The following is a 10,402-nucleotide window of genomic DNA, read 5'->3' as shown; positions in this document are numbered from 1 at the left end:
TTGGCTGCGGTCAACGCCGTGGGCTATGTGGGGGCGGACAACCACCGCCGGTTTCAGTGCCTGGTGGCAATTTGCCTGCTGGGCGTGGCGGTATGGGTGCTGTTGTTTTCCGTGGAACGGACAGCGACCAGGGCTGAGCAGCAGGGCATGCAGCTGATGCTGAATCAGCTGCGCAGCGCGCTGGTCGTGAAAGGGGCCGAGGTAATGCTGGCGTCCGGAGAAAGCCTCGAGCAGTGGTCTGGCACTAATCCGGTCAGCCTGTTGCGGGAAACACCCCGAAACTGGGGCGGAGCCTGCTCCGAAGGTGGGCCGCAACCGGGCACCTGGTGCTTTTCGGAGAGCTCGGGCCTGTTGCTGTACCAGCCGCGTTGGCTGGATTCCGTTGCCGAGGGCGAGTCCCTGCAATGGCGGGTTGTCACGGAGTTTGTGGAATCCGGTGAGAGCGGAGCCCGAAGGGCCGTTGGATTATCGTTAAATCGTGTAAAAAATGGTCAGTAAAGCCACATGAATCATGGGGAAAAGGGCTGACTGTGAGACAATTGTTCGATAAGTCGAAGAGGGGGCGTGCAATGGGCGTGGATAAACAAAACCGGGGTTTCACCCTGATTGAACTGGTGGTGGTCATCGCCATCCTGGCGATTCTGGCGGCTTTTGCCTTGCCGAGGTTTGCCCAGCTTTCTGAGGAGGCGCACCGGTCGAGCGTCAAGGCGACCACCGGTGCCGTTGCCGCAGGCGTGGCGCTTGCCAAGGCCCAGAACGTGACCAATGGCGCAACCGGTGCCACGGTGAACGTTGCTGGCTTTGGTAATGGCCAGGTGGATGTGGGGCCCAACGGGTGGCCGGTCTCTGTTGCCAGTGACAGCGGCAGCGCCGCCATGGATGCAGGCCGCTGCATCGAGGTCTGGAACGGCGTGCTGCAGGCCAATGCGCCCGCGGTTGCCGCTGCGGCCGCAGCCGGTGTGGATTATGTTGTTGCTGCTGTCGCGGATGGTGATGCCGGCGAAGGCGCGGACTGCGAGTTCACATACCAGTTGGATGGCCTGGCCGGGACTGCCGACGAGAAACTTATTGTGTACGATGCCGATACCGGTGAAGTGACCACGAATGTAAACTGAGCGATTAGCCAGTCATAAAAAAACGATTGTAATGCGGAGTAGAGAAATGAAAGACATGATTCCAGGCAGAAAAGAAAAAGGCTTCACCCTCATCGAACTGGTGATGGTGATTGTGATTCTGGGCATCCTGGCGGCGTTTGCTCTGCCGCGGTTTGCGGATTTGAGTGGTGATGCTGAGTTGGCTACCGTTGAAGGTGCCCGCGGAAGCGTCAAATCAGCTATGGGTATCGTTCGCTCTAAGGCTCTCGCAAGTGGTGATAGCACTACTACAGGAGCCGCTTCATTCAATTTAGAGGGCAATCCGGTTACTCTGCAGAACGGTTATTTGGATCAGAGCTCCCTTACCGTGGCTGCTCAGCTTGGCGACTTCACTGTCGAACCTGCTGGTGAAGACGCTTATGTCACAGTGGGCTCTCCTGCAGACAATAGCCCATGTTTTACATTCACTGGCTCAACAGGAGCGGATACTCCTCCCAGCGTCTCCGTTGTAACTAACACTTGGGATAGCACAAATTCGGTTTGTAATTAAGGGTTACAGCTCAGAGGCGGTGACGGTAGTTAGTAGGGCTAAGCGGAGTTTGGTGATATGAGCAAAAGTATCGCCTCACTAGCCCGAGGCTTCACGTTGGTGGAGTTGGTGATGGTGATAATCTTGATTGCTGTCGTGTCCATGCTTGGCATAGGTTTATTCGCCAACCGATCCGCCTTCTCCCCACTGCTGGCCACCCAGCAACTCTCCTCCGCCACGCTGCTTGCCCAGCAGGCAGCGCTGGCGGGGAATCCTTCCAAAAGCGTAGTCATTCGCCAGTTATCCGACGAGCTCCAATTCGATGCCGGCGGTGAAACCTTCACCCTGGCCCGTGAGGGCTCTTCGCTGAGTTACCGGCTCAGTGGCGGCGCTTTTTCGGCCATTCCGGCAACAGGGCTGACCGTATCATTCGACGGAACCGGGCGGGTTGCCGCTCCGGTACCCCGTCAGGATATTGATTTCCGCGTTACCGGTTCCAGCCAGTTTGATCTGTGCCTGAGCTCTCTCGGTGCGGTCTACCAGGGAGCCTGCCAGTGAAACGGCAGTCGGGCGTTACCCTGGTTGAGCTGATCATTACCATCGTGGTGCTCGGCGTTGCCATCGCCGGCGTGGTCGGAGCGTTTGCCGTGATCAGTGGCCGTAGCGCGGATCCGCTGAACGAGACCCGCGCCATATCCCTTTCCCAGCTGTACATGGACGAGATCCTTGCCCGCTACTATGACGAATCCACCCCGGTGGGTGGCGGCAAGGTGGCGTCGGGGGATGTGGATTGCGCCTCGGCCGGCCCGGATGGCGAGACCCGGTCAACCTTTGATGACGCCGATGATTACCATGGGCTCTCGGACTCCCCGCCGAAGGACAGTTCGGGAAATGATCTATCAGGCTATGGTGGCTTTTCGGTTGCTGTCACCGTTGTATGTGCGGGCTCCGAAGTGGCTGTTGCCAACGAGGATGCCAAGCGGGTTGACGTGACCGTCACCGATCCCTCCGGCCAGGATTGGCTGTTCACCGCCTATCGGGCCAACTTCTGATGCGACGGTCGGCTGGTTTTACCCTCGTGGAACTGGTGATGGTGATCGTGCTTCTCGCCATCATTGCCACCATTTCTGTCCAGTTTGTCACCCTATCTACCCGGGGCGCGCTGGATACCGGTTCCCGACAACAGCGGGCCCTTCAGGGTGTGGTGGTCAGCGAACAGGTATCCCGTGAGCTGCGGCAGGCGTTTCCGATTTCAGTCCGCACCTCAGGGTCCTGTATCGAGTGGTTGCCGGTACTCTCGGCCACCAGCTATATTCGGCTGACCCGGGGGCCTGGCTTCGACGAGATTGAGATCGCCCCTTTTGCCAGTGTGCCGTCGCTGGGGGGTGCCCGCGCGCTGATCTATGGCTATGGCTCAACCACGACCAGTGATCTTTACGATACCAGCAATCCGGGACCTGTCAGTCCGCTGATCAGCAGCGTCGACAACGGCGCTTCCCCGGCCGTGATCAATCTGTCCGCGGCCCACCGGTTCAGTCAGCGTTCTCCCGAGCGTCGGTTGTTTGTCGTGGGAGCACCGGTAAGTTATTGCCAGAGTGGCCGTTTTCTCTATCGTTATAGCGATTACGGGGCGAACCCCTCCCAGCCGACACCTCCGGCTGGCGGAACCCGCGAGGTACTGGCTGCCAATCTGACCGGAGCCGTGGATTTCTCCTTCAGTCCGCCAACGCTCCAGCGAGGGGCTCTGGTAAGTTTCTCCTTCAGCCTCGAAGATCCCCGTAGCGGGGAATCAACACCCGTGAGCCAGGAGGTACAGATCCGTAATGTTCCCTGACTTCCGTTCACACGCATCTCTGTCGATCCGCCATCAGCAAGGCATTGGGCTCCCGATCGCTTTGTTCGTGATCACCGTACTGGCGCTTCTGGTAACGGGCATGGCCCAGCTTCAGCAGGCTACCGCTCGCTCCGTAAGCCTGCAGATCCAGTCCCAGCGGGCTTTTCACGCCGCTGAAAGCGGAGCGCAGCTGGCAGTGGCGGAGGTGTTGGATGGTGCGGATTGCGCGACTGTCACGACGTCGGTGGATTTCTCTGCTGGCGGGCTGAAAGAGTGCGGCGCAGAAATCCAGTGCAGTGTAACCGCACCGCTTTCAATCCCCGGAGGCGGGGGGAACCGCGTGTACACGCTGGTAAGTAGCGGAGAGTGTGGTAGTGGAAATGAGCTGGCCCGTCGGGCAGTGGAGGTTCGGCTCAGATGAGGCTATTGCCGGGTTATTCCAGCTTCTTCAAGGGAACATCATGGGCGGTGATCCGTGGTTTCCTGGGCTTCGCATTCGGTCTTTTATTCAGCCATGGAGTATGGGCGGCTTGTTCTGCGCAATACAAAGGCCTGGCAACGATTAACGAAGTTCACCAGCTGTCCCAGGGGAATGAAAATGACCGCCTCGTTGAGGTGAAAATCCTGTCTTCCCTGATAACCCGGGACGATTACGATGATTGGACCGTGCAGGTTTGTCGCCCTGTCCTTGATAAGGACGGTAATGTCGTTGAAAACCTTTGTACCGGTGAAATCCAGCTGTCCTCATTCAATGATCTGACATACCCATGGCTCGTGGCTGATGATTCCCTCATAACGTCAGAGGACTACATCAGTTTCAGCCAGATGGATATTATCCTCAAAGCGGCCAATGGTCAGACGATCGACTACCTGCAGGTCGGGGAATACGACTACCAGCAGGATGCCACCTGTACTCCAGCGTATGACTGGCAAGCCCCTGCCTCAAACACCAAAACGCTGGCTCGTATGCCGGATGGCACTGGCGACTGGGGTTTCAGCTCTGGCAACTCCGGGGATATCACTGAAGGGACGACAAATGATGGTGGCGAGGACGGGCCAGCGGTCAGTATTGATAATGTGACCGTGGCCCAGGGCCAGCCGGCAGTGTTTACGGTGTCGCTCGTGACGCCGGCGGTTACGGATCTGTTGGTGGATTTTGAGACCCGCAGCGATACCGCGATAGCGGGCATTGATTTCACCGGGACGACCGGAACGCTGACGATTCCTGCCGGAGAGAGCAGCGGGACGATTACTGTACCGACATTGGTCTCGGGAAAGACGGTGGAGACCCGCTTCAACGTCAACCTGAGTAATGCCAGGGATTCGACCGGCTCGCCCTATGGGCAGATATCGAGTCAGCTGGGGGTAGGGACCATCCTCCCGGCCCCGCCCCTGGGTGGTTTCGACGTTGATGTGCCGGAGGTCGCGAGCGTCTGCGGCACTGCACTGGTAACTGTGAGAGTGGTTAACAGCGCTGGCGATACTCTGTCAGCCTATGATGGCACCATTTCTTTACGGACCAGCTCAGGAAGGGGTAACTGGAGCCTGGGATCCGGGTCCGGAAATCTGACCCCCAGTGCGGATACCGATAATGACGGTTTTGCCAGCTACCAGTTCGCTCCCGGTGATGAGGGTGTAGTCGAGTTCAGGCTGGCAAATGCGAGCGCTGATGAGCTGAGCGTCAATGTCAGTGACAGCTCCGGGAGTCCCTTCGTCGTTTCGAGCCCGATCCAGTTTCTGGAGAACGCATTTGTCATTGGTATCACTGATTCCGCTGGGGCCGATTTTGTAGCCCAGCGTGACCACAATCTGCAGGTGCAGGCTGTACGCCAGGATTCTGATGGCGGCGAGTGCGGGGTGATCCCTGATTATGAGGGCAGTGTCGCTCTTAAGGCCTGGCTGTCACGAAGTGCTGATGACCCCGCCGGAGAGGCACCTGTAGCGTTGGGCGTTACCTCCCCGGATCTGCCCGATTCCCAACCCGGTACCCCCAACCTGACGTTGTCTTTCTCCAACGGCAGTGCTCCCCTCAGCTGGCGTACGACGGATGTCGGGCAGTACCGTCTGAACCTGGTGGATGATAACTCCGGGTTTGTTGTCGATGTAAATGGCCAGCCGATTCCGGTTGTCGGTGTCAGCGATCTGTGGACGGTGAGGCCAGATCGGTTTGACGTCTCGGTAGCCGGCAACCCGGCAGCTGCAGATGCTGATGGTCCTGTTTTTGAAACCAGCGGCTCCCCGTTCGAGGTTACCGTCACGGCACTGGGGGCGGCGGGCAACCCGACCATCAGTTATGGACAGGAAGGCCTTCCGCAGGGAGCAATCATCACCCACACGCTGGAAGCTCCGTCCGGAGGAAGCGACGGGGCGCTTTCAGGCACGCTGAGTATTCCCGGGGGGAGCTTTGAGGGTGGCATGGCCAGCGTTGCTGATCTGGCATGGAGCGAGGTTGGCATCATCAAACTACAGGCTGAAAATCCGGGTTATCTGGGGGTGGCGCCGGCGGTCAATGGGGAATCGGTGAACGTCGGACGATTTATTCCAGCCTATTTTGGGCTGGCTGTTGACGCAGGCCAACTGGGCGCGGCCTGTAACGCGGGAGCACCGTATTCCTATACCGGCCAGTCAATGGGATGGTCCCTGATTCCCGGTTTGTTTATAACACCTTATAACTCGCAGGATATCGAGACTCGTAACTATACCCTCGGTGGGTTCCGGAAGTTGGTCGCGACCGATGTGGTTCGACTGGTGCCGGTGTCTGATGAGACCGCCCGCACGACTTCCGGTGCGCCTTATCCCGTATCGTCATCTCTTGAACCCGGATCACTCGGGAACGCAGCTGCGGGCTCCGGCGAAATGATCTATCAGTTTTCGAGCGATGACCGGGTGACTTATGAAAAGAGTCTCGCTACGCGGGTAATGCCCTTCGAACCTGACTTGCGAATTGGCCTCGAGAGCGTCGCAGATAGCGATGGTGTGACTGCATCGACATTGCCTGACATCCGGCCAGATGCCCCCTTTCAAATACGTTACGGCCGCCTGCAAATGGAAAACGTCTACGGCCCCGAAACCGTGGATGAGTTATTTATGCCGTTTTCCGCGGAGTATTGGACGGGTTCGGGGTTTGTAACGAACACCGGCGATAGCTGCACGCCCTGGAACACATCGAACATTACGGATCCGGAGACCTATCATTCTTTGGTGGCCGATTCCGCAACGCTGGCGGGCGGGGTTGGCGGACCATTGGTGCTGGAGCCTAATGGTGATCGTGGTACGGATACTCTGACCTGGAGTGTCCCCGTCTGGCTCGAGGGCGACTGGAATCAGGATGGTGCTCTGGAGGACCCGTCGGCGACGGCGACGTTTGGGGTGTTCCGGGGAAATGACCGTATTGTCTACTGGCGGGAGCGGTAAAAGTGGGGTCAGAAGAAGGCTTTCTTCTGACCCCGGGTCAGGTTGTGCTGCAGAGATTGGGGTGAAAGTGGGGTCAGATGAAGGATTTCATCTGACCCCGGCCCGGTGTTCGGGACTGAACCCCGGGCTTGCGCCAGGCTATGACGAGAGCGCTGCCTCAATCCTCTTCGCCCTCCGGATGATCCAGTCCCAGTTCGTTGATCTTCCTCGTCAGTGTATTCCGGCCCCAGCCCAGCAGAATTGAGGCATCCCGGCGCCGGCCGCCGGTGTGTTTCAACGCGGTTTCGATCATGATCTTTTCGAACTCGGGTATGGCGGTGTCGAGGATGCCTTTCTTGCCTCGTTTGAGTTCCTGCTCGGCCCAGTTACGCAAACCTTCCTGCCAGGTCTGGCCGGTGGCGGTGGTTTCGGATTCGGCCTGGTGCAGCAATTCGGGTGGCAGGTCGTCGATATGGATTTCGCGGCCACTGGCCATGACAGTCAGCCAGCGACAGGTGTTCTCGAGCTGGCGGACGTTGCCGGGCCAGGGCAGGGTGGTGAGGTATTCCTCGGCGTCCGGGCGCAGGATCTTCGGCTCGACGGCCAGCTCTTTGGCAGCTCGTTTGAGGAAGTGCTGCATGAGCCGGGGGATGTCTTCCCGTCGCTCCGCGAGTTTGGGCAGGTGCACCCGGATCACGTTCAACCGGTGGAACAGGTCTTCCCGGAAGCTGCCGCCCTGGACCAGCTTTTCCAGGTCCTGATGCGTGGCGGCGATGATGCGCACGTCGACCTTGATCGGCGTGGTGCCGCCAACCCGGTAGAACTCACCGTCTGCCAGAACCCGCAGCAGCCGGGTCTGGGTATCCGCGGGCATGTCCCCGATCTCATCCAGAAACAGGGTGCCGCCGTTGGCCTGTTCAAAACGACCCTGTCGGGCCGCACCGGCACCGGTGAAAGCGCCTTTTTCGTGACCGAACAGCTCGGATTCGATCAGGTCCTTGGGAATAGCTGCCATATTCAGGGCAATAAACGGGTGCTTGGCCCTGGGGCTGTGATTGTGCAGGGCCTGGGCAACCAATTCCTTGCCCGTGCCGCTCTCGCCATTAATCAGTACGGTGATGTTGGAATGGGAAAGCCGGCCGATGGCCCGGAAAACTTCCTGCATCGCCGGCGCCTCGCCGATGATCTCGGTATTACGCTGGACGCTCTCGGTTTGTGGTTCGGCCTTGGCGCGCTGTTCATGGCTATGAGCAACGGCGCGCTTGACCAGTGCCACAGCATCGTCCACATCGAAGGGCTTGGGCAGATATTCGAAGGCGCCTGTCTGATAGCTGGTAACGGCACTTTCCAGGTCCGAGTGAGCGGTCATGATGATAACCGGCACGTCGTGGTGGGCTTCCACGATCTGGGAGAGCAGGGTGATGCCGTCCACGCCCGGCATCCGGATATCACTGATGATGGCGTCAGGGTGTTCGTGTTCCAGGCGGGTCATGATGCTTTCGCCGCTTTCAAAGACCCGGGGGTGCATGCCGGCCTGGTTCAGGGCGCGCTCCAGCACCCAGCGAATACTGCGGTCGTCGTCTATGATCCAGACGTTCGCCGGTTGGCTCATGGGTTTTCCTCCAGGGGCAGGAAGATGATGAAGTCCGTTTTCCCGGGCTCGCTTTCACATTCCACGAGCCCGTGATGCTGACCGATGATGCTCTGGGTTATCGAAAGGCCCAGGCCGGTGCCACTGGCACGGCCACTGATCATCGGATAAAAAATGTTCTGCAACAGATCCGGCGGGATTCCCGGGCCGTTGTCGATGACGTCCACACGGCAGACCAGCCGGTACCGCTTGTGGCCAATGGTGAATTGCCGCAGGGCCCGGGTCCGGAACATGATGGTCGGCGGTTCCTCGTTGCTCGCGCCTGTCTGGTTCTCGAATGCGGCCTCCATGGCATTGCGGGCGATGTTGAGGAACGCCTGGATCAACTGCTCCTTGTCGGCCCATAGTTCTGGCAGGCTCGGATCGTAGTCGCGCCGGAAGGTGACCCGACCTTTGCTTTCAGCCTCAAGCAGGGTGCGTACCCGTTCCAGGACCTCATGGATATTGGCGGGAGCGAACTTGAGTGCCTTGTTCGGTCCCAGCATACGGTCCACAAGGCTGCGCAGGCGATCGGCCTCGTCGATGATAACCCGGGTGTATTCCCGCTGGTCTTCGTCGTTCAACTCCCGATCCAGTAACTGCGCTGCCCCGCGTATGCCTCCCAGAGGGTTCTTTATCTCATGGGCCATGCCGCGCACAAGAATGCGGGTGGTTTCCTGCTGCGAGATCAGGTCCTCTTCCCGGCTGATACGAAGCAGCCGGTCCCGTGGCTGGATCTCGATGAGCAATTCCGTCGGCTCCAGGGAAATGGGGGTGACGGAATAGTCGACTGTCAGCCTCGCCCCGCTGGTCAGCATGAACTCCGCCTCCCGGCGGGTATAGGATTGGCCGTTCCTAAGCGCAGCGTACAGGGTGTTGAGGGCATCCTCGGACGCGGCAAGGATCTCGCGGAACGGATGCCCCAGGCTGCGAGTGAGGCTGGTCTCGAACAGGCTCTCGGCGGCGGGGTTCAGGTAACGGATTTTCAGGTTGTCTTCAAGTACGAGGACGGCCGTGCTCAGGCTGTCCAGAATGCTCTTGTATCCGTCATTTAGGGCCGGGGCGAATGCCATGGGCAATTCCTGTCGTGTCGTTTCAAAGATGACGGGGTAGGAATTGCAAGAACCGAACCAGTTTGACCGCTGTGCCTCTAAAGATGGGCAAAGGCAGGGCCCGTGCCCGAAATGGCACGCCACGAGTGCAGTACGCTGGTGCACTGTGTTTGGTGCTGAGTGATCAGCCGGGCAATTCCGCCCTGTTGCTGATCAGAGTATGGCCTTTTTGTGGTGCGTATGCACCAGTATGGGGCGAAACGATGTAGAGTCAGTTTTGGACGGAAGGGCGGTGGACGGTGAAGCTGACGGGCGAACCGGTTTTCACTTGTACGCCGTTTTCGTCCACGATATGGACGCCGGCCTGATGGGTGCCGCGGTAGATGTTGTTCACGACCACCGAGCCCGAGGAGGTCTGGGCGACGGGCTGGCCATCGAGGGTGACTTCGTATTTGTGGCCGGACTGCAGTCCCGGAGTACTGGTGACCTCAAAGCGGACATCTCCGCTGCCGCTGTGGAAGGCCTGGTCATTTTGCGGGTGAACGAAGGAAACGCTGTCATAGACGGCACCTTCCCGTTTCACTTCCTCCCGCAACTTCTCGGTCTCGCGAACTGTCTGCGGCTTGGGCAGGGTGACGGTGGTAACCGGTTTGACATCAACCGTTTCGCCGCCCTCGATCGGTTCGTCGGAGTAGGTGACGTTTCCCTGGGCGTCGACGTGCCGGTATACCTCGCCGACGGCCGGTGCCGAGAGCAAAATCAGAAAACCTGCCACCAATCCGTACTTCGCGTTCATAACCCTGACCTGCAATGTTGGTTTGGTTTGATTATCAACGGCCTGTGAGGCCTTTTCAACGCCCCGGCCGGTCC

The 10,402-nt window shown here is 59.0% G+C and carries 11 protein-coding genes; 8 read left to right on the top strand and 3 right to left on the bottom strand.

Annotation, left to right across the window (positions count from 1 at the left end; translation table 11 throughout):
* The 8 genes from MD273_RS16755 to MD273_RS16720 all read left to right on the top strand — a co-directional run bounded on the left by MD273_RS16755 (position 1) and on the right by MD273_RS16720 (position 6,871).
* The gene (locus MD273_RS16755) at positions 1–498 is read left to right on the top strand and encodes a hypothetical protein (protein ID WP_239038958.1); all 498 of its coding nucleotides are present in this window, start codon (positions 1–3) and stop codon (positions 496–498) included.
* Positions 499–569: 71 nt separating this feature from the next.
* Positions 570–1,115 carry a prepilin-type N-terminal cleavage/methylation domain-containing protein gene (locus MD273_RS16750; protein WP_239038957.1) on the top strand — a complete coding sequence of 182 codons (546 nt, stop codon included), beginning with the start codon at positions 570–572 and terminating at the stop codon, positions 1,113–1,115.
* Between the two features lie 46 nt (positions 1,116–1,161).
* The gene (locus tag MD273_RS16745) at positions 1,162–1,644 is read left to right on the top strand and encodes a type II secretion system protein (RefSeq protein ID WP_239038956.1); all 483 of its coding nucleotides are present in this window, start codon (positions 1,162–1,164) and stop codon (positions 1,642–1,644) included.
* A gap of 57 nt (positions 1,645–1,701) precedes the next feature.
* Positions 1,702–2,181, top strand: a complete 480-nt coding sequence (locus MD273_RS16740; protein WP_239038955.1) for a prepilin-type N-terminal cleavage/methylation domain-containing protein — start codon at positions 1,702–1,704, stop codon at positions 2,179–2,181.
* Positions 2,178–2,675, top strand: a complete 498-nt coding sequence (locus MD273_RS16735) for a type IV pilus modification PilV family protein (RefSeq protein WP_239038954.1) — start codon at positions 2,178–2,180, stop codon at positions 2,673–2,675. The genes MD273_RS16740 and MD273_RS16735 overlap by 4 nt, the downstream gene beginning before the upstream one ends.
* Positions 2,675–3,457, top strand: a complete 783-nt coding sequence (locus MD273_RS16730; RefSeq protein ID WP_239038953.1) for a PulJ/GspJ family protein — start codon at positions 2,675–2,677, stop codon at positions 3,455–3,457. Before MD273_RS16735 ends, MD273_RS16730 begins: the two co-directional genes overlap by 1 nt.
* Positions 3,447–3,878, top strand: a complete 432-nt coding sequence (locus tag MD273_RS16725) for a pilus assembly PilX family protein (RefSeq protein WP_239038952.1) — start codon at positions 3,447–3,449, stop codon at positions 3,876–3,878. Before MD273_RS16730 ends, MD273_RS16725 begins: the two co-directional genes overlap by 11 nt.
* A complete protein-coding gene (locus MD273_RS16720; RefSeq protein WP_239038951.1) occupies positions 3,875–6,871 on the top strand; it encodes a DUF6701 domain-containing protein in 2,997 nt (998 codons plus the stop codon). The genes MD273_RS16725 and MD273_RS16720 overlap by 4 nt, the downstream gene beginning before the upstream one ends.
* A gap of 157 nt (positions 6,872–7,028) precedes the next feature.
* On the opposite strand, the gene glnG is transcribed toward MD273_RS16720, so the two are convergent.
* The 3 genes from glnG to MD273_RS16705 all read right to left on the bottom strand — a co-directional run bounded on the left by glnG (position 7,029) and on the right by MD273_RS16705 (position 10,328).
* Positions 7,029–8,462, bottom strand: a complete 1,434-nt coding sequence (gene glnG / locus MD273_RS16715; protein WP_239038950.1) for a nitrogen regulation protein NR(I) — start codon at positions 8,460–8,462, stop codon at positions 7,029–7,031.
* Positions 8,459–9,553, bottom strand: coding sequence for a nitrogen regulation protein NR(II) (gene glnL / locus MD273_RS16710; protein ID WP_239038949.1), 1,095 nt, complete (start codon positions 9,551–9,553; stop codon positions 8,459–8,461). Before glnL ends, glnG begins: the two co-directional genes overlap by 4 nt.
* A 250-nt stretch (positions 9,554–9,803) precedes the next feature.
* The gene (locus tag MD273_RS16705; RefSeq protein ID WP_239038948.1) at positions 9,804–10,328 is read right to left on the bottom strand and encodes a DUF4124 domain-containing protein; all 525 of its coding nucleotides are present in this window, start codon (positions 10,326–10,328) and stop codon (positions 9,804–9,806) included.
* Between the last annotated feature and the right edge of the window lie 74 nt (positions 10,329–10,402).

It is taken from the genome of Marinobacter sp. C7 (genome assembly GCF_022343555.1).
In the GTDB taxonomy this organism is placed as follows: Bacteria; Pseudomonadota; Gammaproteobacteria; order Pseudomonadales; family Oleiphilaceae; genus Marinobacter.
The sequence above is the reverse complement of the archived record's forward strand: the minus strand, read 5'-3'. Positions and strand labels throughout refer to the sequence as shown.

Coding starts and splice junctions, on each gene's coding strand:
- MD273_RS16720 (WP_239038951.1), top strand. CDS start 3,875: ATGAGGCTATTGCCGGGTTATTCCAGCTTCTTCAAGGGAACATCATGG.
- glnG (WP_239038950.1), bottom strand. CDS start 8,462: ATGAGCCAACCGGCGAACGTCTGGATCATAGACGACGACCGCAGTATT.
- MD273_RS16705 (WP_239038948.1), bottom strand. CDS start 10,328: ATGAACGCGAAGTACGGATTGGTGGCAGGTTTTCTGATTTTGCTCTCG.
- MD273_RS16750 (WP_239038957.1), top strand. CDS start 570: ATGGGCGTGGATAAACAAAACCGGGGTTTCACCCTGATTGAACTGGTG.
- MD273_RS16745 (WP_239038956.1), top strand. CDS start 1,162: ATGAAAGACATGATTCCAGGCAGAAAAGAAAAAGGCTTCACCCTCATC.
- MD273_RS16740 (WP_239038955.1), top strand. CDS start 1,702: ATGAGCAAAAGTATCGCCTCACTAGCCCGAGGCTTCACGTTGGTGGAG.
- MD273_RS16725 (WP_239038952.1), top strand. CDS start 3,447: ATGTTCCCTGACTTCCGTTCACACGCATCTCTGTCGATCCGCCATCAG.
- glnL (WP_239038949.1), bottom strand. CDS start 9,553: ATGGCATTCGCCCCGGCCCTAAATGACGGATACAAGAGCATTCTGGAC.
- MD273_RS16730 (WP_239038953.1), top strand. CDS start 2,675: ATGCGACGGTCGGCTGGTTTTACCCTCGTGGAACTGGTGATGGTGATC.